General features: G+C 50.9%; 45 protein-coding genes. 41 read left to right on the top strand and 4 right to left on the bottom strand.

Going from position 1 to position 26259, the window contains the following annotated elements:
* The first annotated feature begins 71 nt into the window (after positions 1–71).
* From MY052_RS01935 to bfr, 10 genes are all read left to right on the top strand, one after another.
* Entirely contained in the window at positions 72–794 is a 723-nt protein-coding gene (locus MY052_RS01935) for a helix-turn-helix transcriptional regulator (RefSeq protein ID WP_035894367.1), read from the top strand.
* On the top strand, positions 794–1180 hold the full coding sequence (tusD, locus tag MY052_RS01940; protein WP_035894366.1) for a sulfurtransferase complex subunit TusD: 387 nt from the start codon (positions 794–796) through the stop codon (positions 1178–1180). The genes MY052_RS01935 and tusD overlap by 1 nt, the downstream gene beginning before the upstream one ends.
* Positions 1180–1539 (top strand): sulfurtransferase complex subunit TusC, encoded by a 360-nt coding sequence (gene tusC / locus MY052_RS01945; RefSeq protein ID WP_035894365.1) that lies wholly within the window; start codon positions 1180–1182, stop codon positions 1537–1539. Before tusD ends, tusC begins: the two co-directional genes overlap by 1 nt.
* 7 nt (positions 1540–1546) lie before the next feature.
* Positions 1547–1834: a sulfurtransferase complex subunit TusB gene (gene tusB / locus MY052_RS01950; RefSeq protein ID WP_202217079.1), complete on the top strand. Its 288-nt coding sequence runs from the start codon at positions 1547–1549 to the stop codon at positions 1832–1834.
* A 124-nt stretch (positions 1835–1958) separates the two neighbouring features.
* On the top strand, positions 1959–2333 hold the full coding sequence (gene rpsL / locus MY052_RS01955; RefSeq protein ID WP_000246815.1) for a 30S ribosomal protein S12: 375 nt from the start codon (positions 1959–1961) through the stop codon (positions 2331–2333).
* 90 nt (positions 2334–2423) lie between these two features.
* Positions 2424–2894: a 30S ribosomal protein S7 gene (gene rpsG, locus MY052_RS01960; RefSeq protein ID WP_035894363.1), complete on the top strand. Its 471-nt coding sequence runs from the start codon at positions 2424–2426 to the stop codon at positions 2892–2894.
* Between the two features lie 96 nt (positions 2895–2990).
* Positions 2991–5105, top strand: coding sequence for an elongation factor G (fusA, locus tag MY052_RS01965; RefSeq protein WP_035894362.1), 2115 nt, complete (start codon positions 2991–2993; stop codon positions 5103–5105).
* Positions 5106–5174: 69 nt separating this feature from the next.
* Complete coding sequence (tuf, locus tag MY052_RS01970) at positions 5175–6359, top strand: elongation factor Tu (protein ID WP_046491013.1); 1185 nt, start codon at positions 5175–5177, stop codon at positions 6357–6359.
* Between the two features lie 184 nt (positions 6360–6543).
* Positions 6544–6738, top strand: a complete 195-nt coding sequence (bfd, locus tag MY052_RS01975) for a bacterioferritin-associated ferredoxin (RefSeq protein WP_035894970.1) — start codon at positions 6544–6546, stop codon at positions 6736–6738.
* Between the two features lie 72 nt (positions 6739–6810).
* A complete protein-coding gene (gene bfr, locus MY052_RS01980; protein ID WP_123650842.1) occupies positions 6811–7287 on the top strand; it encodes a bacterioferritin in 477 nt (158 codons plus the stop codon).
* Here the strand turns inward: bfr and MY052_RS01985 are convergent.
* Positions 7271–7750, bottom strand: coding sequence for a prepilin peptidase (locus MY052_RS01985; protein ID WP_276522982.1), 480 nt, complete (start codon positions 7748–7750; stop codon positions 7271–7273). The genes bfr and MY052_RS01985 overlap by 17 nt on opposite strands.
* 380 nt (positions 7751–8130) lie before the next feature.
* Between MY052_RS01985 and rpsJ the strand changes: the two genes are divergently transcribed.
* From rpsJ to MY052_RS02140, 31 genes are all read left to right on the top strand, one after another.
* On the top strand, positions 8131–8442 hold the full coding sequence (rpsJ, locus tag MY052_RS01990; RefSeq protein WP_001181005.1) for a 30S ribosomal protein S10: 312 nt from the start codon (positions 8131–8133) through the stop codon (positions 8440–8442).
* Positions 8443–8474: 32 nt separating this feature from the next.
* A complete protein-coding gene (rplC, locus tag MY052_RS01995) occupies positions 8475–9104 on the top strand; it encodes a 50S ribosomal protein L3 (protein WP_035894971.1) in 630 nt (209 codons plus the stop codon).
* Positions 9105–9114: 10 nt separating this feature from the next.
* Positions 9115–9720, top strand: coding sequence for a 50S ribosomal protein L4 (rplD, locus tag MY052_RS02000; RefSeq protein ID WP_035894974.1), 606 nt, complete (start codon positions 9115–9117; stop codon positions 9718–9720).
* A complete protein-coding gene (gene rplW, locus MY052_RS02005) occupies positions 9717–10019 on the top strand; it encodes a 50S ribosomal protein L23 (RefSeq protein ID WP_035894975.1) in 303 nt (100 codons plus the stop codon). The genes rplD and rplW overlap by 4 nt, the downstream gene beginning before the upstream one ends.
* A 17-nt stretch (positions 10020–10036) precedes the next feature.
* Positions 10037–10858 (top strand): 50S ribosomal protein L2, encoded by an 822-nt coding sequence (rplB, locus tag MY052_RS02010; protein ID WP_035894977.1) that lies wholly within the window; start codon positions 10037–10039, stop codon positions 10856–10858.
* A 16-nt stretch (positions 10859–10874) separates the two neighbouring features.
* The gene (rpsS, locus tag MY052_RS02015) at positions 10875–11153 is read left to right on the top strand and encodes a 30S ribosomal protein S19 (RefSeq protein ID WP_001138117.1); all 279 of its coding nucleotides are present in this window, start codon (positions 10875–10877) and stop codon (positions 11151–11153) included.
* Positions 11154–11167: 14 nt separating this feature from the next.
* The gene (gene rplV, locus MY052_RS02020; RefSeq protein ID WP_035894978.1) at positions 11168–11500 is read left to right on the top strand and encodes a 50S ribosomal protein L22; all 333 of its coding nucleotides are present in this window, start codon (positions 11168–11170) and stop codon (positions 11498–11500) included.
* 17 nt (positions 11501–11517) lie between these two features.
* Positions 11518–12216 carry a 30S ribosomal protein S3 gene (gene rpsC, locus MY052_RS02025; RefSeq protein WP_006817277.1) on the top strand — a complete coding sequence of 233 codons (699 nt, stop codon included), beginning with the start codon at positions 11518–11520 and terminating at the stop codon, positions 12214–12216.
* A 12-nt stretch (positions 12217–12228) separates the two neighbouring features.
* Positions 12229–12639: a 50S ribosomal protein L16 gene (rplP, locus tag MY052_RS02030; protein WP_035894979.1), complete on the top strand. Its 411-nt coding sequence runs from the start codon at positions 12229–12231 to the stop codon at positions 12637–12639.
* Positions 12639–12830: a 50S ribosomal protein L29 gene (rpmC, locus tag MY052_RS02035; protein ID WP_002919754.1), complete on the top strand. Its 192-nt coding sequence runs from the start codon at positions 12639–12641 to the stop codon at positions 12828–12830. The genes rplP and rpmC overlap by 1 nt, the downstream gene beginning before the upstream one ends.
* Positions 12830–13084 (top strand): 30S ribosomal protein S17, encoded by a 255-nt coding sequence (rpsQ, locus tag MY052_RS02040; RefSeq protein ID WP_035894980.1) that lies wholly within the window; start codon positions 12830–12832, stop codon positions 13082–13084. The genes rpmC and rpsQ overlap by 1 nt, the downstream gene beginning before the upstream one ends.
* Before the next feature lie 163 nt (positions 13085–13247).
* On the top strand, positions 13248–13619 hold the full coding sequence (gene rplN / locus MY052_RS02045) for a 50S ribosomal protein L14 (RefSeq protein ID WP_000613954.1): 372 nt from the start codon (positions 13248–13250) through the stop codon (positions 13617–13619).
* Between the two features lie 10 nt (positions 13620–13629).
* Complete coding sequence (gene rplX, locus MY052_RS02050; RefSeq protein WP_035894981.1) at positions 13630–13944, top strand: 50S ribosomal protein L24; 315 nt, start codon at positions 13630–13632, stop codon at positions 13942–13944.
* Between the two features lie 14 nt (positions 13945–13958).
* The gene (rplE, locus tag MY052_RS02055; RefSeq protein WP_035894982.1) at positions 13959–14498 is read left to right on the top strand and encodes a 50S ribosomal protein L5; all 540 of its coding nucleotides are present in this window, start codon (positions 13959–13961) and stop codon (positions 14496–14498) included.
* Positions 14499–14512: 14 nt separating this feature from the next.
* Positions 14513–14818 carry a 30S ribosomal protein S14 gene (gene rpsN, locus MY052_RS02060; protein WP_035894983.1) on the top strand — a complete coding sequence of 102 codons (306 nt, stop codon included), beginning with the start codon at positions 14513–14515 and terminating at the stop codon, positions 14816–14818.
* Positions 14819–14848: 30 nt separating this feature from the next.
* Positions 14849–15241, top strand: a complete 393-nt coding sequence (rpsH, locus tag MY052_RS02065; protein ID WP_003031127.1) for a 30S ribosomal protein S8 — start codon at positions 14849–14851, stop codon at positions 15239–15241.
* 12 nt (positions 15242–15253) lie between these two features.
* A complete protein-coding gene (rplF, locus tag MY052_RS02070) occupies positions 15254–15787 on the top strand; it encodes a 50S ribosomal protein L6 (protein ID WP_035894984.1) in 534 nt (177 codons plus the stop codon).
* Positions 15788–15796: 9 nt separating this feature from the next.
* The gene (rplR, locus tag MY052_RS02075) at positions 15797–16150 is read left to right on the top strand and encodes a 50S ribosomal protein L18 (RefSeq protein ID WP_000358960.1); all 354 of its coding nucleotides are present in this window, start codon (positions 15797–15799) and stop codon (positions 16148–16150) included.
* A gap of 14 nt (positions 16151–16164) precedes the next feature.
* Positions 16165–16668, top strand: coding sequence for a 30S ribosomal protein S5 (rpsE, locus tag MY052_RS02080; RefSeq protein WP_015962744.1), 504 nt, complete (start codon positions 16165–16167; stop codon positions 16666–16668).
* A gap of 3 nt (positions 16669–16671) precedes the next feature.
* Positions 16672–16851 carry a 50S ribosomal protein L30 gene (gene rpmD, locus MY052_RS02085; protein ID WP_003863301.1) on the top strand — a complete coding sequence of 60 codons (180 nt, stop codon included), beginning with the start codon at positions 16672–16674 and terminating at the stop codon, positions 16849–16851.
* Between the two features lie 3 nt (positions 16852–16854).
* Positions 16855–17289, top strand: coding sequence for a 50S ribosomal protein L15 (gene rplO / locus MY052_RS02090; RefSeq protein WP_035894986.1), 435 nt, complete (start codon positions 16855–16857; stop codon positions 17287–17289).
* Between the two features lie 7 nt (positions 17290–17296).
* A complete protein-coding gene (secY, locus tag MY052_RS02095) occupies positions 17297–18628 on the top strand; it encodes a preprotein translocase subunit SecY (RefSeq protein ID WP_035894987.1) in 1332 nt (443 codons plus the stop codon).
* Positions 18629–18659: 31 nt separating this feature from the next.
* Positions 18660–18776, top strand: coding sequence for a 50S ribosomal protein L36 (rpmJ, locus tag MY052_RS02100; RefSeq protein ID WP_000868187.1), 117 nt, complete (start codon positions 18660–18662; stop codon positions 18774–18776).
* A gap of 146 nt (positions 18777–18922) precedes the next feature.
* Positions 18923–19279, top strand: coding sequence for a 30S ribosomal protein S13 (gene rpsM, locus MY052_RS02105; RefSeq protein WP_013364454.1), 357 nt, complete (start codon positions 18923–18925; stop codon positions 19277–19279).
* Positions 19280–19295: 16 nt separating this feature from the next.
* Positions 19296–19685 (top strand): 30S ribosomal protein S11, encoded by a 390-nt coding sequence (rpsK, locus tag MY052_RS02110; protein WP_001029758.1) that lies wholly within the window; start codon positions 19296–19298, stop codon positions 19683–19685.
* Positions 19686–19718: 33 nt separating this feature from the next.
* Positions 19719–20339 (top strand): 30S ribosomal protein S4, encoded by a 621-nt coding sequence (gene rpsD, locus MY052_RS02115; protein ID WP_035894991.1) that lies wholly within the window; start codon positions 19719–19721, stop codon positions 20337–20339.
* 25 nt (positions 20340–20364) lie between these two features.
* On the top strand, positions 20365–21354 hold the full coding sequence (locus tag MY052_RS02120) for a DNA-directed RNA polymerase subunit alpha (RefSeq protein ID WP_002919219.1): 990 nt from the start codon (positions 20365–20367) through the stop codon (positions 21352–21354).
* Positions 21355–21394: 40 nt separating this feature from the next.
* Positions 21395–21781: a 50S ribosomal protein L17 gene (gene rplQ / locus MY052_RS02125; RefSeq protein ID WP_035894993.1), complete on the top strand. Its 387-nt coding sequence runs from the start codon at positions 21395–21397 to the stop codon at positions 21779–21781.
* A 109-nt stretch (positions 21782–21890) separates the two neighbouring features.
* The gene (locus tag MY052_RS02130; protein WP_035894994.1) at positions 21891–22259 is read left to right on the top strand and encodes a DnaJ family domain-containing protein; all 369 of its coding nucleotides are present in this window, start codon (positions 21891–21893) and stop codon (positions 22257–22259) included.
* A gap of 2 nt (positions 22260–22261) precedes the next feature.
* Positions 22262–22675 carry a Zn(2+)-responsive transcriptional regulator gene (gene zntR / locus MY052_RS02135; protein WP_035894995.1) on the top strand — a complete coding sequence of 138 codons (414 nt, stop codon included), beginning with the start codon at positions 22262–22264 and terminating at the stop codon, positions 22673–22675.
* A gap of 70 nt (positions 22676–22745) precedes the next feature.
* The gene (locus MY052_RS02140) at positions 22746–22961 is read left to right on the top strand and encodes an alternative ribosome-rescue factor A (protein WP_035894997.1); all 216 of its coding nucleotides are present in this window, start codon (positions 22746–22748) and stop codon (positions 22959–22961) included.
* On the opposite strand, the gene mscL is transcribed toward MY052_RS02140, so the two are convergent.
* From mscL to rsmB, 3 genes are all read right to left on the bottom strand, one after another.
* The gene (gene mscL / locus MY052_RS02145; protein WP_035894999.1) at positions 22962–23372 is read right to left on the bottom strand and encodes a large-conductance mechanosensitive channel protein MscL; all 411 of its coding nucleotides are present in this window, start codon (positions 23370–23372) and stop codon (positions 22962–22964) included.
* Between the two features lie 148 nt (positions 23373–23520).
* Entirely contained in the window at positions 23521–24897 is a 1377-nt protein-coding gene (trkA, locus tag MY052_RS02150; RefSeq protein ID WP_035895001.1) for a Trk system potassium transporter TrkA, read from the bottom strand.
* Between the two features lie 21 nt (positions 24898–24918).
* A complete protein-coding gene (gene rsmB, locus MY052_RS02155; RefSeq protein ID WP_248538132.1) occupies positions 24919–26208 on the bottom strand; it encodes a 16S rRNA (cytosine(967)-C(5))-methyltransferase RsmB in 1290 nt (429 codons plus the stop codon).
* Positions 26209–26259 lie beyond the last annotated feature (51 nt).

Consider the following 26259-nt stretch of genomic DNA (forward strand, 5'->3'; position numbering starts at 1 on the left):
GATGCCCCTAATAGTGATGAGCCTGCCCTGACAACATAACGACAGGCTCCTGAAAAGGAGTGCTTTTTTTCATGTCCAGGTCGCTTTTAACCAACGAAACCAGTGAACTTGATTTACTGGATCAACGTCCTTTCGATCAAACTGACTTCGATATTCTAAAATCCTACGAAGCGGTTGTGGACGGGTTGGCGATGCTCATTGGTTCCCACTGCGAAATCGTGTTGCATTCACTTCAGGATTTAAAATGCTCGGCGATACGCATCGCGAACGGCGAACATACCGGGCGTAAAATCGGTTCTCCGATTACCGATCTCGCGCTCCGCATGCTGCATGATATGACCGGGGCAGATAGCAGCGTTTCCAAATGCTATTTTACTCGCGCCAAAAGCGGCGTACTGATGAAGTCCGTTACCATCGCAATCCGTAACCGTGATCACCGGGTTATCGGCTTACTGTGCATCAACATGAACCTCGATGTCCCGTTCTCACAGATAATGAACACCTTTATCCCGCCGGAAACGCCGGAAGTGGGTTCTGCGGTTAACTTCGCGTCCTCCGTTGAGGACCTGGTCACCCAGACGCTGGAGTTCACCATCGAAGAGGTGAACGCCGATCGCAACGTTTCCAATAACGCCAAGAATCGCCAGATCGTGCTCAATCTTTATGAGAAAGGGATCTTTGACATCAAGGATGCGATTAACCAGGTCGCCGACCGTCTGAACATCTCCAAACACACCGTCTATCTCTACATTCGTCAGTTCAAGAGCGGTGATTTCCTGGGGCAAGATAAGTAATGCGTTTTGCCCTGATGGTGACCGGCCCCGCCTATGGCACCCAGCAGGCGAGCAGCGCGCTGCAGTTTGCCAAAGCTGCACTGGCGGAAGGTCACGAGATAGCCTGCGTATTTTTCTATCGGGAAGGGGTCTATAACGCGAATCAGCTGACTTCTCCTGCCAGCGATGAATTCGATTTGGTCCGCGCCTGGCAATCATTGCATGATGAAAATGGCGTGGCGTTGCATATCTGCGTAGCCGCCGCGCTGCGTCGTGGCGTTACCGATGAAACCGAGGCCCGGCAGCTTGGCCTGCCGACGTTTAATCTCCAGCCCGGTTTTTCGCTGAGCGGATTAGGCTCGCTGGCCGAAGCCGCGCTAACCTGCGATCGAATGGTACAGTTCTGATGAAACGAGTTGCCTTTGTTTTTTCCTCTGCCCCGCATGGCAGTAGCGCCGGCAGGGAAGGGCTGGATGCGTTGCTAGCGACATCAGCCCTGAGCGAAGACCTCGGCGTGTTCTTTGTGGGTGACGGCGTGTTTCAAGTACTCAGCCAGCAGCAGCCTGGGGTTATTCTCGCTCGCGACTACATTGCCACTTTCAAGCTGCTTTCGCTCTACGATATCGAGAACTGCTGGATCTGCGCGGCATCCCTGCGAGAACGTGGACTGACGGTGGAGACGACGTTTGTCACCGACGTTGAACCGCTGGAAGCGGATGCGCTGCGCCAGCGCCTTAACGACTACGATGTGATCCTGCGCTTCTGAGGCCCTCATGCTGCATACGTTACGCACTTCTCCCTGGCACGCCGACATTAGCGAGATGACCCGCCTGATGGATGATGGCGACGACCTGCTGCTGATCGCCGATGGCGTGTTAGCTGCGGTGGAAAACAGCCGTTTCCTTGAAATTCTCCGCGCAGCCCCCATATCCATCCACGTGTTGAATGAAGATGTGCAAGCGCGCGGTCTTTGTGCTCAAATTTCGAGCGATGTCATCATGGTCAGCTATACTGACTTCGTCAGGTTAACGGTAAAACACGCTGCTCAGATCGCCTGGTAGTGTCTTTGCCGTTGTATATTTCTTGACACCCTTTCGGCATAGCCCTAAAATTTCGCGTCCTCATATTATATGAGGCGATTTATTACGTGTTTACGAAGCAAAAGCTAAAACCAGGAGCTATTTAATGGCAACAGTTAACCAGCTGGTTCGCAAACCACGTGCTCGCAAAGTTGCAAAAAGCAACGTGCCTGCACTGGAAGCCTGCCCGCAGAAACGTGGTGTATGTACCCGTGTATATACCACCACTCCTAAGAAACCAAACTCCGCACTGCGTAAAGTATGCCGTGTGCGTTTGACTAACGGTTTTGAAGTTACCTCCTACATTGGTGGTGAAGGTCACAACCTGCAGGAACACTCCGTGATCCTGATCCGTGGCGGTCGTGTAAAAGACCTTCCGGGTGTTCGTTACCACACCGTTCGTGGTGCGCTTGACTGCTCCGGCGTTAAAGACCGTAAGCAAGCTCGCTCCAAGTATGGCGTGAAGCGTCCTAAGGCTTAATGGTTCTCCGTTAAGTAAGGCCAAACGTTTTATATTAATGTCAAACTCTTTGAGTTTTGGACAATCCTGAATTAACAACGGAGTATTTCCATGCCACGTCGTCGCGTCATTGGTCAGCGTAAAATCCTGCCAGATCCTAAGTTCGGATCAGAACTGCTGGCTAAATTTGTCAACATCCTGATGGTAGATGGTAAAAAATCTACTGCAGAATCAATCGTATACAGCGCGCTGGAGACCCTGGCTCAGCGTTCTGGTAAAAATGAACTGGAAGCATTCGAAGTTGCGCTCGAAAACGTGCGCCCAACTGTCGAAGTTAAGTCCCGCCGCGTAGGTGGTTCTACTTATCAGGTTCCAGTTGAAGTTCGTCCGGTCCGTCGTAATGCTCTGGCAATGCGTTGGATCGTAGAAGCTGCTCGTAAACGCGGTGATAAATCCATGGCTCTGCGCCTGGCGAACGAACTTTCTGACGCTGCAGACAACAAAGGTACTGCAGTTAAGAAACGTGAAGACGTTCACCGTATGGCAGAAGCCAACAAGGCGTTCGCACACTACCGTTGGTAATCCCTTCGGAGTATTAGTCACCAGGCGGGCGCTTCAGCGAAGCTGCCCGCTTTGGGTTACTTAACTGAACGCCTAAAAAGATAAACGAGGAATCAAATGGCTCGTACAACACCCATCGCACGCTACCGTAACATCGGTATCAGTGCGCACATCGACGCCGGTAAAACCACTACTACCGAACGTATTCTGTTCTACACCGGTGTAAACCACAAAATCGGTGAAGTTCACGACGGCGCCGCTACCATGGACTGGATGGAGCAGGAGCAGGAACGTGGTATTACCATCACTTCCGCAGCGACTACTGCATTCTGGTCTGGTATGGCTAAGCAGTATGAACCGCACCGCGTAAACATCATCGACACCCCGGGGCACGTTGACTTCACTATCGAAGTAGAACGTTCCATGCGTGTTCTTGACGGTGCGGTAATGGTTTACTGCGCAGTTGGTGGTGTTCAGCCACAGTCTGAAACCGTATGGCGTCAGGCTAACAAATACAAAGTTCCACGTATCGCGTTCGTTAACAAAATGGACCGTATGGGTGCGAACTTCCTGAAAGTTGTTGGTCAGATCAAAACCCGTCTGGGCGCGAACCCTGTTCCGCTGCAGCTGGCAATTGGTGCTGAAGAAGGTTTCACCGGTGTTGTTGACCTGGTGAAAATGAAAGCCATCAACTGGAACGAAGAAGACGCAGGCGTTACCTTCACTTATGAAGATATCCCAGCAGACATGCAGGACCTGGCTGACGAATGGCACCAGAACCTGATCGAGTCCGCTGCAGAAGCTTCAGAAGAGCTGATGGAGAAATACCTGGGTGGTGAAGAACTGACTGAAGAAGAGATCAAAAAAGCTCTGCGTCAGCGCGTTCTGAACAACGAAATCATCCTGGTAACCTGTGGTTCTGCGTTCAAGAACAAAGGTGTTCAGGCGATGCTGGATGCGGTAATTGATTACCTGCCATCCCCAGTCGACGTACCTGCGATCAACGGTATCCTGGACGACGGTAAAGACACTCCGGCAGAACGTCACGCAAGCGACGATGAGCCGTTCTCTGCACTGGCGTTCAAAATTGCTACCGACCCGTTTGTTGGTAACCTGACCTTCTTCCGTGTGTATTCCGGTGTGGTTAACTCTGGTGATACCGTACTGAACTCCGTGAAAACTGCACGTGAGCGTTTCGGCCGTATCGTACAGATGCACGCTAACAAACGTGAAGAGATCAAAGAAGTTCGCGCGGGCGATATCGCTGCTGCAATCGGTCTGAAAGACGTAACTACCGGTGACACTCTGTGTGACCCAGATGCGCCTATCATTCTGGAGCGTATGGAATTCCCAGAACCGGTAATCTCCATCGCTGTAGAACCGAAAACCAAAGCTGACCAGGAAAAAATGGGTCTGGCTCTGGGCCGTCTGGCTAAAGAAGACCCATCATTCCGCGTATGGACTGATGAAGAATCTAACCAGACCATTATCGCCGGTATGGGTGAGCTGCACCTCGACATCATCGTTGACCGCATGAAGCGTGAATTCAACGTTGAAGCGAACGTCGGTAAACCTCAGGTTGCTTACCGCGAAGCGATTCGCGCGAAAGTTACCGATATCGAAGGTAAACACGCTAAGCAGTCTGGTGGTCGCGGTCAGTACGGTCATGTTGTTATCGACATGTACCCACTGGAGCCGGGTTCTAACCCGAAAGGCTACGAATTCATCAACGACATCAAGGGTGGTGTAATCCCTGGCGAATACATCCCTGCCGTTGATAAAGGTATCCAGGAACAGCTGAAATCTGGCCCGCTGGCTGGTTACCCGGTTGTTGACATGGGTGTTCGTCTGCACTTCGGTTCTTACCATGACGTTGACTCCTCTGAACTGGCGTTTAAACTGGCAGCTTCTCTGGCGTTTAAAGACGGCTTTAAGAAAGCGAAACCAGTTCTGCTTGAGCCTATCATGAAGGTTGAAGTAGAGACTCCTGAAGAGAACACTGGTGACGTTATCGGTGACTTGAGCCGCCGTCGTGGTATGCTCAAAGGTCAGGAATCCAACGTTACTGGCGTTGTGATCCACGCTGAAGTTCCGCTGTCCGAAATGTTCGGTTATGCAACTCAGCTGCGTTCACTGACCAAAGGCCGTGCTTCTTACTCCATGGAGTTCCTGAAGTACGACGATGCGCCGAACAACGTTGCTCAGGCCGTTATTGAAGCCCGTGGTAAATAATCCACAGGATTAAAACCTAAGTCCCGTGCTCTCTCCAAAGGGGAGAGCACTATAGTAAGGAATATAGCCGTGTCTAAAGAAAAATTTGAACGTACAAAACCGCACGTTAACGTCGGCACCATCGGCCACGTTGACCACGGTAAAACTACCCTGACTGCTGCAATCACTACCGTACTGGCTAAAACCTACGGCGGTGCTGCTCGTGCTTTCGACCAGATCGATAACGCACCAGAAGAAAAAGCTCGTGGTATCACCATCAACACTTCCCACGTTGAATATGACACCCCGACTCGCCACTACGCACACGTAGACTGCCCAGGCCACGCCGACTATGTTAAAAACATGATCACCGGTGCTGCGCAGATGGACGGCGCGATCCTGGTTGTTGCTGCGACTGATGGCCCTATGCCACAGACTCGTGAGCACATCCTGCTGGGTCGTCAGGTAGGCGTTCCTTACATCATCGTGTTCCTGAACAAATGTGACATGGTTGATGACGAAGAGCTGCTGGAACTGGTTGAAATGGAAGTTCGTGAACTTCTGTCCCAGTACGACTTCCCAGGTGATGATACCCCAATCATCCGTGGTTCTGCTCTGAAAGCGCTGGAAGGCGAAGCAGAGTGGGAAGCGAAAATCATCGAACTGGCTGGCTTCCTGGATTCTTACATCCCAGAACCAGAACGTGCTATCGATAAGCCGTTCCTGCTGCCAATCGAAGACGTATTCTCCATCTCCGGTCGTGGTACCGTTGTTACCGGTCGTGTAGAGCGCGGTATCATCAAAGTTGGTGAAGAAGTTGAAATCGTTGGTATCAAAGAGACTGCTAAGTCTACCTGTACCGGCGTTGAAATGTTCCGCAAACTGCTGGACGAAGGCCGTGCTGGTGAGAACGTTGGTGTTCTGCTGCGTGGTATCAAACGTGAAGAAATCGAACGTGGTCAGGTTCTGGCTAAGCCAGGCTCTATCAAGCCGCACACCAAGTTCGAATCTGAAGTGTACATTCTGTCCAAAGACGAAGGCGGCCGTCATACTCCGTTCTTCAAAGGCTACCGTCCACAGTTCTACTTCCGTACTACTGACGTGACCGGTACCATCGAACTGCCAGAAGGCGTTGAGATGGTAATGCCAGGCGACAACATCAAGATGGTTGTGACTCTGATCCACCCAATCGCGATGGACGACGGTCTGCGTTTCGCAATCCGTGAAGGCGGCCGTACTGTAGGTGCGGGCGTTGTTGCTAAAGTAATGAGCTAATTATTGATTAATTAGTTTTGCACTTGAAAAGGGCACTTCGGTGCCCTTTTTGTTTTTTGTTATTCGTCCCCACTATATTTTCCGCACGATTTGATCCCTTATTTCGCGTGACTTCTCGCGTCTGGCTATTGTAATCATAATTATTCTCACTTACACTTTGTTCAGAAATTGAACGGGAGTGGTTATGTACGTTTGTTTGTGTAATGGCGTCAGCGATAAAAAAATTCGCCAGGCAGTGCGCCAGTTTCATCCGCAGTCTTTCCAGCAATTAAGAAAATGCATTCCTATTGGAAATCAATGCGGTAAGTGCGTTCGTGCTGCACGCGAGGTGATGGAAGACGAATTAATGCAAATGCCAGAGTTCAAAGAGATCGCCTAAGCTCGGATTTCTTTTTTGACATCCCTGTAGCCCGTTCTACGCTTCAATAAGTGGAAGCGGAGGGTCTATATAATGAAAGGTGATGTTAAGATAATAAATTATCTCAATAAATTATTGGGAAACGAGCTTGTCGCAATCAACCAATACTTTCTCCATGCGAGAATGTTCAAAAACTGGGGCCTGATGCGCCTCAACGATATTGAATATCACGAATCCATAGATGAAATGAAACACGCCGATCAGTACATCGAGCGTATTCTATTTCTTGAAGGGATCCCCAACCTGCAGGACCTTGGCAAGCTGCACATCGGCGAAGACGTCGAAGAGATGCTGCAATCAGATTTAAAGCTTGAGCTGGACGGTGCGAAGGATTTGCGCGAAGCCATTGCCTACGCCGATAGCGTTCATGACTATGTGAGTCGCGATATGCTGATTACTATCCTCACTGAAGAGGAGCATCACATAGATTGGCTGGAAACCGAGTTGGATCTGATTAGCAAAATTGGTCTGCAAAACTACCTGCAATCACAAATTAAGGTTGAAGGCTAAACGCCGACATCCCCGCCATAATAAAACCCGCAGCCCCCAGAAATGGGCCAAACGGCAGCGGGTTTTTTATCTCTGTCACAGAGTGCCGGTAGCAGGCTACGCCAACAATGTAGGCGATGGCCATTACGCTTGCCGTCAGGAGTAATCCCGGCAGTTGATGCCAACCGTGCCATGCCCCGAGTGCTGCCAGGTACTTAACGTCGCCATATCCTAATCCTTCACGCCTGCGAATTCCTCGGTATACCCAATACAAAAAAGCCATAAAACCGTAACCAGCAAGAGCGTCCCACAGGGCATTCACGACATCCGCAGTGGGGTTCAGGCAGAGCTGAAAAAGCAGCCCTGACCACAGCAAAGGGCAGGTGAGCCGATTAGGCAGCAGGCCGGTGCGCACGTCGTGCCAGCAAAGCGAGGCGTTTAGCACCATATAAATAAAAAAGAAGGGGAGGGCGGGTAAACTCATGTCGTCAGCACCGTTGGCGGGAAGGATGCGGGCAGTGTGCGCAGGCAAGAGGAGATGAGCAAAAGGCATTCACTGCATTCGCGAAGCGCTATCCAGATAACTTCGATGGATTGCATTTTTACACACTCGTCTGGGAACGACTGCGCAGGAAACAGTGATTAATTTATAAACACGAGTTGCATCGCATGGGTATTTGTGTATAATGCGCGGGCTTGTCTAATATTGACAGCGGTTCGATATGAGCCACCGGTACTGCGAAAGCGATACCAGACAATGTTCCCAATTGGGGAACTCTGTAAGAACGGTTACACTCTCCCATCAATCGTAATGGGTTTGAGGAGTAACTATTTCGTCTATAAAATAATTGGAGCTCTGGTCTCATGCAGAACCAAAGAATCCGTATCCGCCTGAAAGCGTTTGATCATCGTCTGATCGATCAATCAACCGCGGAAATCGTCGAGACTGCTAAGCGCACTGGTGCGCAAGTCCGTGGTCCGATCCCGCTGCCGACCCGCAAAGAGCGTTTCACCGTTCTGATCTCCCCGCACGTCAACAAAGACGCGCGTGATCAGTACGAGATTCGTACTCACAAGCGTCTGGTTGACATCGTTGAGCCAACTGAAAAAACCGTTGATGCTCTGATGCGTCTGGACCTGGCTGCCGGTGTAGACGTGCAGATCAGCCTGGGTTAATCAGGTCATCGAGCGATTGAGAGGTTGATACAATGATTGGTTTAGTCGGTAAAAAAGTGGGTATGACCCGCATCTTCACTGAAGATGGCGTATCTATCCCAGTAACCGTTATCGAAGTTGAAGCAAACCGCGTTACTCAGATCAAAGATCTGGCTAACGATGGCTATCGCGCTGTTCAGGTTACCACTGGTGCTAAAAAAGCTAACCGTGTAACCAAGCCGGAAGCTGGTCACTTCGCTAAAGCTGGCGTAGAAGCTGGCCGCGGCCTGTGGGAGTTCCGTCTGGCAGATGGTGAAGAATACACCGTTGGTCAGGACATTAGCGTTGAACTGTTTGCTGACGTTAAGAAAGTTGACGTAACCGGTACCTCTAAAGGTAAAGGTTTCGCTGGCACCGTTAAGCGCTGGAACTTCCGTACCCAGGACGCTACTCACGGTAACTCCTTGTCTCACCGCGTTCCGGGTTCTATCGGTCAGAACCAGACTCCGGGCAAAGTGTTCAAAGGCAAGAAAATGGCAGGTCAGATGGGTAACGAACGTGTCACCGTTCAGAGCCTTGACGTAGTACGCGTTGACGCTGAGCGCAACCTGCTGCTGGTTAAAGGTGGTGTTCCGGGTGCGACCGGTTGCGACCTGATCGTTAAACCAGCTGTGAAGGCGTAAGGGGATAGCAATGGAATTAGTATTGAAAGACGCGCAGAGCGCGCTGACTGTTTCCGAAACTACCTTCGGTCGTGATTTCAACGAAGCGCTGGTTCACCAGGTTGTTGTTGCTTATGCAGCTGGTGCTCGTCAGGGTACTCGTGCTCAGAAGACTCGTGCTGAAGTAACTGGTTCAGGCAAAAAGCCATGGCGCCAGAAAGGTACCGGCCGTGCGCGTTCAGGTTCTATCAAGAGCCCGATCTGGCGTTCAGGTGGCGTGACCTTCGCTGCTCGTCCACAGGACCACAGTCAAAAAGTTAACAAAAAGATGTACCGCGGCGCGCTGAAAAGCATCCTGTCCGAACTGGTACGTCAGGATCGTCTGATCGTTGTCGAATCATTCTCTGTAGAAGCGCCTAAAACTAAGCTGCTGGCACAGAAACTGAAAGACATGGCTCTGGAAGATGTGCTGATCATCACCGGTGAGCTGGACGAAAACCTGTTCCTGGCTGCGCGCAACCTGCACAAGGTTGACGTACGCGATGTAACTGGTATCGACCCGGTTAGCCTGATCGCCTTCGACAAAGTCGTAATGACTGCTGATGCTGTTAAGCAAGTTGAGGAGATGCTGGCATGATTCGTGAAGAACGTCTGCTGAAGGTGCTGCGTGCACCGCACGTTTCTGAAAAAGCGTCTGCTGCGATGGAAAAAAGCAATACCATCGTTCTCAAAGTTGCTAAAGACGCGACCAAAGCAGAAATCAAAGCTGCTGTGCAGAAACTGTTTGAAGTCGAAGTCGAAGTCGTTAACACCCTGGTAGTTAAAGGGAAAGTTAAACGTCACGGACAGCGTATCGGTCGTCGTAGCGACTGGAAAAAAGCTTACGTCACCCTGAAGGAAGGCCAGAATCTGGACTTCGTCGGCGGCGCTGAGTAAGTCGGAGGAGTAATACAATGGCAGTTGTTAAATGTAAACCGACATCTCCGGGTCGTCGCCACGTCGTTAAAGTGGTCAACCCAGAGCTGCACAAGGGCAAACCTTTTGCTCCGCTGGTTGAAAAAAACAGCAAATCCGGTGGTCGTAACAACAATGGCCGCATCACCACTCGTCACATCGGTGGTGGTCACAAGCAGGCTTACCGTATTGTTGACTTCAAACGCAACAAAGATGGTATCCCGGCAATTGTTGAACGTCTTGAGTACGATCCGAACCGCTCCGCGAACATCGCGCTGGTTCTGTACAAAGACGGCGAACGTCGTTACATCCTGGCCCCTAAAGGCCTGAAAGCTGGCGACCAGATTCAGTCTGGCGTTGATGCTGCAATCAAAGCAGGTAACACCCTGCCGATGCGCAATATCCCGGTTGGTTCTACCGTTCATAACGTAGAAATGAAACCAGGTAAAGGCGGTCAGCTGGCACGTTCCGCTGGTACTTACGTTCAGATCGTTGCTCGCGATGGTGCTTATGTCACCCTGCGTCTGCGTTCTGGTGAAATGCGTAAAGTCGAAGCAGAATGCCGTGCGACCCTGGGCGAAGTTGGCAATGCTGAGCATATGCTGCGCGTTCTGGGTAAAGCAGGTGCTGCACGCTGGCGTGGTGTTCGTCCTACCGTTCGCGGTACTGCGATGAACCCAGTCGACCACCCACATGGTGGTGGTGAAGGTCGTAACTTTGGTAAGCACCCGGTATCCCCGTGGGGCCTGCAGACCAAAGGTAAGAAGACCCGCAGCAACAAGCGTACTGATAAATTCATCGTACGTCGCCGTAGCAAATAATTTTAGAGGATAAGCCATGCCACGTTCTCTCAAGAAAGGTCCTTTTATTGACCTGCACTTGCTGAAGAAGGTAGAGAAAGCGGTGGAAAGCGGAGACAAGAAGCCCCTGCGCACTTGGTCCCGTCGTTCAACGATCTTTCCTAACATGATCGGTTTGACCATCGCTGTCCATAATGGTCGTCAGCACGTTCCAGTATTTGTAACCGACGAAATGGTTGGTCACAAACTGGGTGAATTCGCACCGACTCGTACTTATCGCGGCCACGCTGCTGATAAAAAAGCGAAGAAGAAATAAGGTAGGAGGAAGAGATGGAAACTTTAGCTCAACATCGCCATGCTCGTTCTTCTGCTCAGAAGGTTCGCCTTGTTGCTGACCTGATTCGCGGTAAGAAAGTGTCGCAGGCGCTGGAAATTCTGACCTACACCAATAAGAAAGCGGCTGTACTGGTCAAGAAAGTTCTGGAATCTGCCATTGCTAACGCTGAACACAACGATGGCGCTGACATTGATGATCTGAAAGTTACGAAAATTTTCGTAGACGAAGGCCCAAGCATGAAGCGCATTATGCCGCGTGCTAAAGGTCGTGCAGATCGCATCCTGAAGCGCACCAGCCACATCACTGTGGTTGTGTCCGATCGCTGAGACTCTGGAGACTAGCAATGGGTCAGAAAGTACATCCTAATGGTATTCGCCTGGGTATTGTAAAACCATGGAACTCTACTTGGTTTGCGAACACCAAAGAATTCGCTGACAACCTGGACAGCGATTTTAAAGTACGTCAGTACCTGACTAAGGAACTGGCTAAGGCGTCCGTATCTCGTATCGTTATCGAGCGTCCGGCTAAGAGCATCCGTGTGACCATTCACACCGCTCGCCCGGGTATCGTTATCGGTAAGAAAGGCGAAGACGTAGAAAAACTGCGCAAAGTCGTAGCTGATATTGCTGGCGTTCCTGCCCAGATCAATATCGCCGAAGTGCGCAAGCCTGAACTGGACGCAAAACTGGTTGCTGACAGCATCACTTCTCAGCTGGAACGTCGTGTTATGTTCCGTCGTGCTATGAAGCGTGCTGTACAGAACGCAATGCGTCTGGGCGCTAAAGGTATCAAAGTTGAAGTTAGCGGCCGTCTGGGCGGCGCGGAAATCGCACGTACCGAATGGTACCGCGAAGGTCGCGTACCTCTGCACACTCTGCGTGCTGACATCGACTACAACACCTCTGAAGCGCACACCACTTATGGTGTAATCGGCGTTAAGGTATGGATCTTCAAAGGTGAGATCCTGGGTGGTATGGCTGCTGTTGAACAACCGGAACCGGCTGCTCAACCTAAAAAGCAGCAGCGTAAAGGCCGTAAATAAGGAGCGTCGCTGATGTTACAACCAAAGCGTACAAAATTCCGTAAAGTGCACAAAGGCCGTAACCGCGGTCTGGCGCAGGGTACGGATGTTAGCTTCGGCAGCTTCGGCCTGAAAGCTGTTGGCCGTGGTCGTCTGACTGCACGTCAGATCGAAGCAGCACGTCGTGCAATGACCCGTGCAGTTAAGCGTCAAGGTAAGATCTGGATCCGTGTATTCCCGGACAAACCGATCACCGAGAAACCGCTGGCAGTGCGTATGGGTAAAGGTAAAGGTAACGTGGAGTATTGGGTTGCCTTGATCCAGCCGGGTAAAGTCCTGTATGAAATGGACGGTGTCCCGGAAGAGCTGGCCCGTGAAGCATTCGGCCTCGCTGCAGCGAAACTGCCGATCAAAACCACCTTTGTAACTAAGACGGTGATGTAATGAAAGCAAAAGAGCTGCGTGAAAAAAGCGTTGAAGAGCTGAACGCTGAGCTGCTGAACCTGCTGCGTGAGCAGTTCAACCTGCGCATGCAGGCTGCAAGTGGCCAGCTGCAACAGACTCACCTGCTGAAGCAGGTACGTCGTGATGTTGCACGCGTTAAGACTTTACTGACTCAGAAGGCGGGTGCGTAATGACCGATAAAATCCGTACTCTGCAAGGTCGCGTAGTTAGCGCAAAAATGGAGAAATCCATTGTTGTTGCTATCGAACGTATGGTGAAACACCCGGTATACGGCAAATTCATCAAACGTACGACCAAACTGCACGTACATGACGAGAACAACGAATGCGGTATGGGCGACGTGGTTGAAATCCGCGAATGCCGTCCGCTGTCCAAGACTAAGTCCTGGACGCTGGTTCGCGTTGTAGAGAAAGCGGTTCTGTAATACAGTACTCGTTCTCGATACGAATAAACGGCTCAGCGATGAGCCGTTTATTTTTTCTACCCTTATCGTTGAAGCGGTGTTATAATGCCGCGCCCTCGATATGGGGCTTTTTAACGACCTGAATTCGGGTCTCAGTAGTAGTTGACATTAGCGGAGCACTAAAATGATCCAAGAACAGACTATGCTGAACGTCGCCGACAACTCCGGTGCACGTCGCGTAATGTGTATCAAGGTTCTGGGTGGCTCGCACCGTCGCTACGCAGGCGTAGGCGACATCATCAAGATCACCATCAAGGAAGCAATTCCACGTGGTAAGGTCAAAAAAGGTGATGTGCTGAAGGCGGTAGTGGTGCGCACCAAGAAGGGTGTTCGTCGCCCGGACGGTTCTGTCATTCGCTTCGATGGTAATGCATGCGTTATTTTAAACAATAACAGCGAGCAACCTATCGGTACGCGTATTTTTGGGCCGGTAACTCGTGAACTTCGTAACGAGAAGTTCATGAAAATTATCTCTCTGGCACCAGAAGTACTCTAAGGAGCGAATCATGGCAGCGAAAATCCGTCGTGATGACGAAGTTATCGTGTTAACCGGTAAAGATAAAGGTAAACGCGGTAAAGTTAAGAATGTCTTGTCTTCCGGCAAGGTCATCGTTGAAGGTATCAACCTGGTTAAGAAACACCAGAAGCCGGTTCCGGCTCTGAACCAACCAGGCGGCATTGTAGAGAAAGAAGCAGCTATTCAGATCTCTAACATTGCACTGTTCAACGCGGCTACCGGCAAGGCTGACCGTGTAGGCTTTAGATTCGAAGACGGCAAAAAAGTCCGTTTCTTCAAGTCTAACAGCGAAACTATCAAGTAATTTGGAGTAGTACGATGGCGAAACTGCATGATTACTACAAAGACGAAGTAGTCGCTAAACTCGTTTCTGAGTTTAACTACAATTCTGTCATGCAAGTCCCTCGGGTCGAGAAGATCACCCTGAACATGGGTGTTGGTGAAGCGATCGCTGACAAGAAACTGCTGGATAACGCAGCAGCTGACCTGACAGCAATCTCCGGTCAAAAACCGCTGATCACCAAAGCACGCAAATCAGTTGCAGGCTTCAAAATCCGTCAGGGCTATCCGATCGGCTGTAAAGTAACTCTGCGTGGCGAACGCATGTGGGAGTTCTTAGAGCGCTTGATCACTATTGCTGTTCCTCGTATCCGTGACTTCCGTGGCTTGTCCGCTAAGTCTTTCGACGGTCGTGGTAACTACAGCATGGGTGTCCGTGAGCAGATCATCTTCCCAGAAATCGACTACGATAAAGTCGACCGCGTACGTGGTTTGGATATTACCATCACCACTACTGCGAAATCTGATGAAGAAGGCCGTGCTCTGCTGGCTGCCTTTGACTTCCCGTTCCGCAAGTAAGGTAGGGTTACTGAATGGCTAAGCAATCAATGAAAGCACGCGAAGTAAAGCGCGTAGCTTTAGCTGATAAATTCTTCGCTAAACGCGCTGAACTCAAAGCTATCATCTCTGATGTGAACGCAACCGACGAAGATCGTTGGAATGCTGTTCTGAAGCTGCAGTCTCTGCCGCGTGATTCCAGCCCGTCTCGTCAGCGCAAGCGCTGCCGTCAAACTGGTCGTCCGCATGGCTATGTGGGCAAGTTCGGGTTGAGCCGTATCAAGCTTCGTGAAGCCGCTATGCGCGGTGAAGTACCAGGCTTGAAAAAGGCTAGCTGGTAATTACCAATTGAATCACGGGAGTAAAGACAGATGAGCATGCAAGATCCGATCGCGGATATGCTGACCCGTATCCGTAACGGTCAGGCCGCGAATAAAGCTGCGGTCACCATGCCTTCCTCCAAGCTGAAAGTGGCAATTGCCAACGTGCTGAAGGAAGAAGGTTTTATTGAAGATTTTAAAGTTGAAGGCGACACCAAGCCGGAACTGGAACTGACTCTTAAGTATTTCCAGGGTAAAGCTGTTGTAGAAAGCATTCAGCGTGTTAGTCGCCCAGGTCTGCGTATTTATAAGCGCAAAGACGAGCTGCCAAAAGTTATGGCTGGCATGGGTATCGCGGTTGTTTCTACCTCTAAAGGTGTTATGACTGATCGTGCAGCGCGCCAGGCTGGTCTTGGTGGCGAAATTATCTGCTACGTAGCCTAATCGGAGGAAAAAATGTCTCGTGTTGCTAAAGCACCGGTCGTTGTTCCTGCCGGCGTTGATGTAAAAATCAACGGTCAGGTTATTACGATCAAAGGTAAAAACGGCGAGCTGACTCGTACTCTCAACGATGCTGTTGAAGTTAAACATGCAGATAATGCCCTGACCTTCGGTCCGCGTGATGGTTACGTAGACGGCTGGGCTCAGGCTGGTACCGCGCGTGCCCTGCTGAACTCAATGGTTATCGGTGTTACCGAAGGCTTCACTAAAAAGCTTCAGCTGGTTGGTGTAGGTTATCGTGCAGCGATCAAAGGGAATGCAGTAAACCTGTCCTTAGGTTTCTCTCACCCTGTTGAACATCAGCTGCCTGCAGGTATTACTGCTGAATGTCCGACTCAAACTGAAATCGTGCTGAAAGGCGCTGATAAGCAGGTGATCGGCCAGGTAGCAGCTGATCTGCGCGCCTACCGTCGTCCTGAGCCTTATAAAGGCAAGGGTGTTCGTTACGCCGACGAAGTCGTGCGTACCAAAGAGGCTAAGAAGAAGTAAGGTAACACTATGGATAAGAAATCTGCTCGTATCCGTCGTGCGACCCGCGCACGCCGCAAGCTCCAGGAGCTGGGTGCAACTCGCCTGGTGGTACATCGTACCCCGCGTCATATTTACGCACAGGTAATTGCACCAAACGGTTCCGAAGTTCTGGTAGCTGCTTCTACTGTAGAAAAAGCTATCGCGGAACAACTGAAGTACACCGGTAACAAAGACGCTGCAGCAGCTGTGGGTAAAGCTGTCGCTGAACGCGCTCTGGAAAAAGGCATCAAAGATGTGTCCTTTGACCGTTCCGGGTTCCAATATCATGGTCGTGTCCAGGCACTGGCAGATGCTGCCCGTGAAGCTGGCCTTCAGTTCTAAGGTAGAGGTGTAAGATGGCTCACATCGAAAAACAAGCTGGCGAACTGCAGGAAAAGCTGATCGCGGTAAACCGCGTATCTAAAACCGTTAAAGGTGGTCGTATTTTCTCCTTCACAGCTCTGACTGTAGTTGGTGATGGTAACGGTCGCGTTGGTTTTGGTTACGGTAAAGCGCGTGAAGTTCCAGCAGCGATCCAGAAAGCGATGGAAAAAGCCCGTCGCAATATGATTAACGTCGCGCTGAATACCGGCACCCTGCAGCACCCAGTTAAGGGTACTCACACGGGTTCTCGTGTATTCATGCAGCCGGCTTCTGAAGGTACCGGTATCATCGCCGGTGGTGCAATGCGCGCCGTCCTGGAAGTCGCTGGGGTTCGTAACGTTCTGGCTAAAGCGTATGGTTCCACTAACCCGATTAACGTGGTTCGTGCAACTATCGATGGTCTGGAAAATATGAAATCTCCGGAAATGGTCGCTGCCAAGCGTGGTAAATCCGTTGAAGAAATTCTGGGGAAATAAACCATGGCAAAGACTATTAAAATTACTCAAACCCGCAGTGCAATCGGTCGTCTGCCGAAACACAAGGCAACGCTGCTTGGCCTGGGTCTGCGTCGTATTGGTCACACCGTAGAACGCGAGGATACTCCTGCCGTTCGTGGTATGGTCAACGCGGTTTACTTCATGGTTAAAGTTGAGGAGTAAGAGATGCGTTTAAATACTCTGTCTCCGGCCGAAGGCTCTAAAAAGGCGGGTCGCCGTCTGGGTCGTGGTATCGGTTCTGGCCTCGGTAAAACCGGCGGTCGTGGTCACAAAGGTCAGAAGTCTCGTTCTGGCGGTGGCGTACGTCGTGGTTTCGAGGGTGGCCAGATGCCACTGTACCGTCGTCTGCCGAAATTCGGCTTCACTTCTCGCAAATCAGCGATTACAGCGGAAGTCCGTCTGTCTGACCTGGCGAAAGTGGAAGGCGGTATTGTTGACCTGAACACGCTGAAAGCAGCTAACATTATCGGTATTCAGATCGAGTTCGCGAAAGTGATCCTGTCTGGTGAGGTTTCTACCCCGGTAACTGTTCGTGGCCTGCGTGTTACTAAAGGCGCTCGTGCTGCTATCGAAGCTGCTGGCGGTAAAATCGAGGAATAAGTAGCAGATGGCTAAACAACCGGGATTAGATTTTCAAAGTGCCAAAGGTGGCTTAGGCGAGCTGAAACGCAGACTGTTGTTTGTAATCGGTGCGCTTATTGTGTTCCGTATTGGCTCTTTTATTCCGATCCCTGGTATTGATGCCGCTGTACTTGCCAAACTGCTTGAGCAACAGCGAGGCACCATCATTGAAATGTTCAACATGTTCTCTGGTGGTGCACTCAGCCGTGCTTCTATCTTTGCTCTGGGTATCATGCCGTATATTTCGGCATCGATTATTATCCAGCTGCTGACGGTGGTTCATCCAACGCTGGCAGAAATTAAGAAAGAAGGGGAGTCTGGTCGTCGTAAGATCAGCCAGTACACCCGCTACGGTACTCTGGTGCTGGCGATATTCCAGTCGATCGGTATTGCTACCGGTCTACCGAATATGCCTGGTATGCAGGGCCTGGTAATTAATCCAGGCTTTGCATTCTATTTCACCGCTGTTGTTAGTCTGGTTACAGGGACTATGTTCCTGATGTGGCTCGGCGAACAGATTACTGAGCGTGGTATCGGTAACGGTATCTCAATCATTATCTTCGCTGGTATCGTTGCGGGACTCCCGCCAGCCATTGCCCATACTATCGAGCAAGCGCGTCAAGGCGACCTGCACTTCCTCCTGTTGCTGTTGGTTGCAGTATTAGTGTTTGCAGTGACGTTCTTTGTTGTATTTGTTGAACGTGGTCAACGCCGCATTGTGGTAAACTACGCGAAACGTCAGCAAGGTCGTCGTGTCTATGCTGCACAGAGCACACATTTACCGCTGAAAGTGAATATGGCGGGGGTAATCCCAGCAATCTTCGCTTCCAGTATTATTCTGTTCCCTGCGACCATCGCGTCATGGTTCGGGGGCGGTACCGGTTGGAACTGGCTGACAACAATTTCGCTGTATTTGCAGCCTGGGCAACCGCTTTATGTGTTACTCTATGCGTCTGCAATCATCTTCTTCTGTTTCTTCTACACGGCGTTGGTTTTCAACCCGCGTGAAACAGCAGATAACCTGAAGAAGTCCGGTGCATTTGTACCAGGAATTCGTCCGGGAGAGCAAACGGCGAAGTATATCGATAAAGTAATGACTCGCCTGACTCTCGTTGGTGCGTTGTATATTACTTTTATCTGCCTGATCCCGGAGTTCATGCGTGATGCAATGAAAGTGCCGTTCTACTTCGGTGGGACATCGCTGCTGATCGTTGTTGTCGTGATTATGGACTTTATGGCTCAAGTGCAAACTCTGATGATGTCAAGTCAGTACGAGTCTGCATTGAAGAAGGCGAACCTCAAAGGCTATAGCCGCTAAAAGGTCGCCCGAGAAGTTACGGAGAGTAAAAATGAAAGTTCGTGCTTCCGTCAAGAAATTATGCCGTAACTGCAAAATCGTTAAGCGTGATGGTGTCATCCGTGTGATTTGCAGTGCCGAGCCAAAGCATAAACAGCGCCAAGGCTGATTTATTCGCATATTTTTCTTGCAAAGTTGGGTTGAGCTGGCTAGATTAGCCAGCCAATCTTTTGTATGTCTGTACGTTTCCATTTGAGTATCCTGAAAACGGGCTTTTCAGCATGGTGCGTACATATTAAATAGTAGGAGTGCATAGTGGCCCGTATAGCAGGCATTAACATTCCTGATCAGAAACATGCTGTGATCGCGTTAACCTCGATCTACGGCGTCGGCAAGACCCGTTCTAAAGCCATCCTGGCTGCTGCGGGTATCGCTGAAAATGTTAAGATCAGTGAGCTGTCTGAAGGACAAATCGACACGCTGCGTGACGAAGTTGCCAAATTTGTCGTTGAAGGTGATCTGCGCCGTGAAATTAGCATGAGCATCAAGCGCCTGATGGATCTTGGTTGCTATCGCGGTTTGCGTCATCGTCGTGGTCTCCCGGTTCGCGGCCAGCGTACCAAGACCAACGCACGTACCCGTAAGGGTCCGCGCAAACCGATCAAGAAATAATCGGGGTGATTGAATAATGGCAAAGGCACCAGTTCGTGCACGTAAACGTGTAAGAAAACAAGTCTCTGATGGCGTGGCTCATATCCATGCTTCTTTTAACAACACCATCGTAACTATTACCGATCGTCAGGGTAATGCGCTGGGTTGGGCAACAGCCGGTGGTTCCGGTTTCCGTGGTTCGCGTAAATCAACTCCGTTTGCAGCTCAGGTTGCAGCAGAGCGTTGCGCAGACGCCGTTAAAGAATACGGCATCAAGAATCTGGAAGTTATGGTTAAAGGTCCGGGTCCAGGCCGCGAATCTACTATTCGTGCTCTGAACGCCGCTGGTTTCCGCATCACTAATATTACTGATGTGACTCCGATCCCTCATAACGGTTGTCGTCCGCCGAAGAAACGTCGCGTATAACGCTTCGTTTTCCAGGTTTGTTGGAGAAAGAAAATGGCAAGATATTTGGGTCCTAAGCTCAAGCTGAGCCGTCGTGAGGGCACCGACTTATTCCTTAAGTCTGGCGTTCGCGCGATCGATACCAAGTGTAAAATTGAACAAGCTCCTGGCCAGCACGGTGCGCGTAAACCGCGTCTGTCTGACTATGGTGTGCAGTTGCGTGAAAAGCAAAAAGTTCGTCGTACCTACGGCGTGCTGGAGCGTCAGTTCCGTAACTATTACAAAGAAGCAGCACGTCTGAAAGGCAACACCGGTGAAAACCTGTTGGCTCTGCTGGAAGGTCGTCTGGACAACGTAGTATACCGTATGGGCTTTGGCGCCACTCGTGCTGAAGCACGTCAGCTGGTTAGCCATAAAGCAATCATGGTAAACGGTCGTGTTGTTAACATCGCTTCTTATCAGGTTAAAGCGAATGACGTTGTTAGCATCCGTGAGAAAGCGAAAAAGCAATCTCGCGTTAAAGCCGCTCTGGAGCTGGCTGAACAGCGTGAAAAGCCAACCTGGCTGGAAGTTGATGCTGGCAAGATGGAAGGCACGTTCAAGCGTCAGCCTGAGCGTTCTGATCTGTCTGCGGACATTAACGAACACCTGATCGTCGAGCTTTACTCCAAGTAAAGCTTAGTACCAAAGAGAGGACACAATGCAGGGTTCTGTGACAGAGTTTCTAAAACCGCGCCTGGTAGATATCGAGCAAGTGAGTTCGACGCACGCCAAGGTGACCCTTGAGCCTTTAGAGCGTGGCTTTGGCCATACTCTGGGTAACGCACTGCGCCGTATTCTGCTCTCATCGATGCCGGGTTGCGCGGTGACCGAGGTTGAGATTGATGGTGTACTTCATGAGTACAGCACCAAAGAAGGCGTTCAGGAAGATATCCTTGAAATCCTGCTCAACCTGAAAGGGCTGGCGGTGAGAGTTCAGGGTAAAGATGAAGTTATTCTTACCTTGAATAAATCTGGCATTGGCCCTGTGACTGCAGCCGATATCACCCATGATGGTGATGTCGAAATCGTCAAGCCGCAGCACGTGATCTGCCACCTGACCGATGAGAACGCAGCTATCAGCATGCGTATCAAAGTTCAGCGCGGTCGTGGTTATGTGCCGGCTTCTGCCCGAATTCATTCGGAAGAAGATGAGCGCCCAATCGGCCGTCTGCTGGTCGACGCATGCTACAGCCCTGTAGAGCGTATTGCCTACAATGTTGAAGCAGCGCGTGTAGAACAGCGTACCGACCTGGACAAGCTGGTCATCGAAATGGAAACCAACGGCACAATCGATCCTGAAGAGGCGATTCGTCGTGCGGCAACCATTCTGGCAGAACAACTGGAAGCTTTCGTTGACTTACGTGACGTACGTCAGCCGGAAGTGAAAGAAGAGAAACCAGAATTCGATCCGATCCTGCTGCGCCCTGTTGACGATCTGGAATTGACTGTCCGCTCTGCTAACTGCCTCAAGGCAGAAGCTATCCACTATATCGGTGATCTGGTACAGCGTACCGAGGTTGAGCTTCTTAAGACGCCTAACCTGGGTAAAAAATCTCTTACCGAGATTAAAGACGTGCTGGCTTCACGTGGTCTGTCTCTGGGCATGCGCCTGGAAAACTGGCCACCAGCAAGCATTGCTGACGAGTAACCGGATCACAGGTTAAGGTTTTACTGAGAAGGATAAGGTCATGCGCCATCGTAAGAGTGGTCGTCAACTGAACCGCAACAGCAGCCATCGCCAGGCTATGTTCCGCAACATGGCAGGTTCACTGGTTCGTCATGAAATCATCAAGACGACCCTGCCTAAAGCGAAAGAACTGCGTCGCGTAGTTGAGCCGCTGATTACTCTTGCCAAGACTGATAGCGTTGCTAATCGTCGTCTGGCATTCGCCCGTACTCGTGATAACGAGATCGTGGCAAAACTGTTTAACGAACTGGGCCCGCGTTTCGCGAGCCGCACCGGTGGTTACACTCGCATTCTGAAGTGTGGCTTCCGTGCAGGCGACAACGCGCCGATGGCTTACATCGAGCTGGTTGATCGTTCAGAATCGAAAGCAGAAGCAGCTGCAGAGTAATCTGTAGTAAAGTAAAAAAACCCGCCTCGGCGGGTTTTTTTATATCCTCACTACCCCCACCCTTCTACAATAGTCGTATCTTTTCTGTTCATTTCTCCGGAGTAGTTGTATGTGGTTACTGGATCAATGGGCCGAACGTCATATTGCCGACGCACAGCGCAAAGGTGAGTTTGATAATTTGCCTGGCCAGGGTGAACCACTGGCGCTTGACGATGACTCAGCCGTACCCGAAGCGTTACGATCTGGCTACCGATTGCTGAAGAATGCAGGGTGTTTGCCTCCGGAACTTGAGCAGCGTAAGCAGGCCGTTGAATTGGCCGATTTGCTGAAAGGTATTCGTCGGGAAGATGAGCGCTACCAGGAACTGAGCCGTCGGCTGGCGCTGATGGAGCTGAAGTTGCAGCAGGCAGGATTAAGCACCGATTTTTTGCGCGGTGACTATGCCGATAAGCTGATGAGCAAAATTAACGAGGAGTAGCTATGTACCGGATTGGTGAGCTGTCAAAACTCGCTGGCGTCACGCCGGACACCGTGCGCTATTATGAAAAACAGCAGATGATGAGCCATGATATTCGCACTGAAGGCGGCTTCCGTCTTTATACCGCGGACGATCTCCAGCGTCTGAAGTTTATCCGCTATGCCCGACAGCTGGGGTTCACCCTTGAGTCGATCCGCGAGCTACTCTCGATCCGCGTGGATCCCGCGCATCATACCTGCCAGGAATCGAAAGGGATCGTTCAGGCTCGCTTGAGTGAAGTGGAGTCACGCATTGAAGAGTTACAGGCGATGCAGCGTGCACTGAAGCAGCTGAATGATGCCTGCTGTGGGACTGCGCATAGCAGCCAGCACTGTTCTATCCTTGGCATTCTTGAAGAGGGTGCGGGCGCATCGTAAAATGCGAGTTGAGTGTTCACATAATTGGGTCTACACTCGCCGCGTAATAAACACACAATCAGGAGATGTTATGAGCCGCTATCAGCATACGAAGGGGCAGATTAAAGACAATGCCATTGAAGCCCTATTACATGATCCGCTGTTTCGTCAGCGCGTAGAAAAAAATAAGAAAGGGAAAGGTAGTTATCTGCGGAAAGAAAAACACGGCAAGGGGTATGGACGGGAGGCCAGTGGCAAACAAGCGATGCGCTTTTTTACCACTGGCTTTCTGCTTTCTGCGGTCTGATTAAGAACGGTTGTTCTGTTCTTTCAGCAGGTCGCGAATTTCAGACAGCAGCACTTCTTCTTTGCTTGGTGCAGGAGCGGCAGCTGGCTCCTCCTTCTTACGGTTAAGCTTGTTGATAAGCTTAATGGCCATAAAGATGGCGAAAGCAACAATCACAAAATCAAAAATGTTCTGAATGAATACGCCGTAGTGCATGACCACTGCTGGTACATCGCCCTGCGCGTCGCGTAGTGTTACTGCGAACTGTTTGAAATCAATCCCGCCAATTAATAGCCCGAGTGGTGGCATGATGATGTCCGCAACTAAAGACGATACAATCTTGCCAAACGCTGCACCAATAATGACACCCACTGCCAAATCGACAACATTTCCTCGCATCGCGAATTCGCGAAACTCTTTAATAATGCTCATTTTATTCTCCCTTGTGCTAGCTGACGTTTATAAGTTTAACAAATGTTTATTTAATTTCCATTGGGGATAATAAATATGCTGGCATTAATTAACCCTTAAATAATAGAAGGTTAATAAAAAAGGCGCTCTGTTGAGCGCCTTTGCGAAATTAGAGGAAGAAGGGACTTGGCTGGAACAGGCGTTCCACATCCGAAATATATTTTTTATCGGTCAGGAACATTATCACGTGATCCCCTTGCTCAATGCGTAAATTGTCATTGGCAATCATCACGTCATTTCCACGAACGACAGCACCGATAATTGTGCCTGGTGGCAGCTTAATTTCATCAATAACACGGCCAACCACGCGTGACGTGCTTTCATCACCGTGCGCAACGGCTTCAATGGCTTCGGCAACGCCGCGGCGCAGAGATGACACGCCGACGATATCGGCTTTACGCACGTGGCTCAGCAGGGCTGAGATCGTGGCCTGCTGCGGGGAGATCGCAATATCGATAACGCTGCCCTGCACCAGATCAACGTAGGCTTTACGCTGAATCAGCACCATCACTTTCTTGGCGCCCATTCGCTTGGCCAGCATTGCCGACATGATATTTGCTTCGTCATCGTTGGTAACGGCAATAAACAGATCCACTTGATCAATATGCTCTTCCGCCAGCAGTTCTTGATCCGACGCATCGCCAAAGAAAACGATCGTATTCTGCAGTTTCTCAGCAAGCTCTGCCGCACGTTGTTGATTACGTTCAATCAACTTCACGCTGTAATCTTTTTCCAACTGGCGAGCCAGACCTGCGCCGATGTTCCCGCCGCCAACCAGCATAATGCGCTTGTACGGTTTCTCCAGACGCTGAAGCTCGCTCATTACCGCCCGAATATGCTGTGATGCGGCAATAAAGAAGACCTCATCCCCAGCTTCCACGATCGTTGAGCCCTGCGGGCGAATTGGACGATCGTGACGGAAAATGGCCGCAACGCGAGTATCGATATGCGGCATATGTTCGCGCATGGTTGAGAGAGCATTACCAACTAACGGCCCACCGTAATAGGCCTTAACCACCGCCAGACTCACTTTACCTTCGGCAAAGTTGACGACCTGCAGCGCCCCCGGATATTCAATCAGGCGGTAAATATTGTCGATAACCAACTGCTCTGGCGCAATCAGGTGATCGATAGGCACGGCATCGCTGTGGAACAGTTTTTCTGCATCGCGTACGTAGTCCGGAGAACGGATACGTGCGATACGGTTCGGTGTGTTGAACAGCGAGTAGGCGACCTGACAGGCAACCATATTGGTTTCATCTGAACTGGTCACCGCGACGAGCATATCGGCATCATCGGCGCCCGCTTCGCGCAGTACCCGGGGATGAGAGGCGTGACCCTGCACAACGCGCAGGTCGAATTTGTCCTGCAGGCTGCGCAGACGCTCACCGTTAGTATCGACAATCGTGATGTCGTTATTTTCGCCGACCAGGTTTTCCGCCAGCGTGCCGCCAACTTGCCCGGCACCCAGAATGATAATTTTCATCAGTTGCGACCCGTTATCTCATCACTTCTTGATTAGCTTAGCGTAGAAGAAACCATCGCCTTCTTCTGCGCCCGGTAAATTCTGCTGGCCTGGCTGTTCAGCGGTTCCCGTATCGCTGAGCACGGCATCCGGCGTACGCGCCAGGAACGCAGCAATCTGCTGCTGGTTCTCTTCCGGTAAAATAGAGCAGGTCGCATAAACCAGCGTCCCGCCCGGCTTCAGACGAGCCCAGGTGGCGTTGAGAATTTCAGCCTGCAGCTGAGCCAGCTCAGGGATATCGCGATCGCGGCGCAGCCACTTGATGTCCGGGTGGCGACGGATTACCCCGGTGGCGGAGCATGGTGCATCCAGCAGAATGCGATCGAACAGCTGCTCTTCGCACCATTGCTCTGGATAGCGGCCATCACCCTGCTTAACGGTGGCTTTCATGCCAAGGCGTTTGAGGTTGTCGTAAACGCGCGACAGGCGTTTTTCATCAACATCAACAGCCAGCACCTCAGCCTGTGGTGCGACTTCCAGAATATGGGTGGTCTTGCCTCCAGGCGCGCAGCACAGGTCGAGGATCTGTTCACCGTTCTCCGGCTGTAGATAGCGCATGCAACCCTGAGCGGACGCATCCTGTACGGTAACCCAGCCCTGCTCGAAGCCTGGCAAAGCTAACACCGACGCAGGCGTTTCCAGCCGCACGGCATCCGGATAGTCCGGGTGCGGGAAACCGGTCATGCCGGCTTCGGTTAATAATGCTAACCAGGCATCACGAGAATGGTGGTTACGGTTAACGCGCAGCCACATCGGCGGGCGTTGGTTATTGGCCTCAAGAATGGCTTCCCACTGCTGTGGATAGGCATTCTTGATGCGCTTGACCAGCCAGGAAGGATGCAAGAATCGCAGATCGCTTTGCGAAAACTCAGAAAGCAGCTCTTCCTGGCGACGTTGAAACTGGCGTAATACCCCGTTGATCAGCCCTTTAAGCTGTGGACGTTTGATAACCACGGCGCCTTCAACGGTTTCGGCCAGAGCAGCGTGCGGTGGAATACGGGTATGCAACAACTGATAGAAGCCGACCATAATCAGGTAGTGAACGGTGCGCTGTTTGCCCGTCATTGGGCGTTCCATCAGCTGCTGAATCATCCACTCAAGCTGAGAGAGCGTACGAAGCACGCCGAAGCAAAGCTCCTGCAGCAGTGCTTTGTCTTTATCGGCGACTTTTTGCTGCAATGCAGGCAGTACGTTGCTCAACGACTGCCCCTTTTCGACGACCTGTTCTACGGCCTGAGCCGCCATGCTGCGTAAATTAAGATGTTTTTTCATAACCGTAAAAATAAAAATGCCCGGAGACTCCGGGCTTTAAAAGGTATGAAC

The sequence above is a fragment of the Kluyvera ascorbata genome, from assembly GCF_023195735.1.
In the GTDB taxonomy this organism is placed as follows: Bacteria; Pseudomonadota; Gammaproteobacteria; order Enterobacterales; family Enterobacteriaceae; genus Kluyvera; species Kluyvera ascorbata.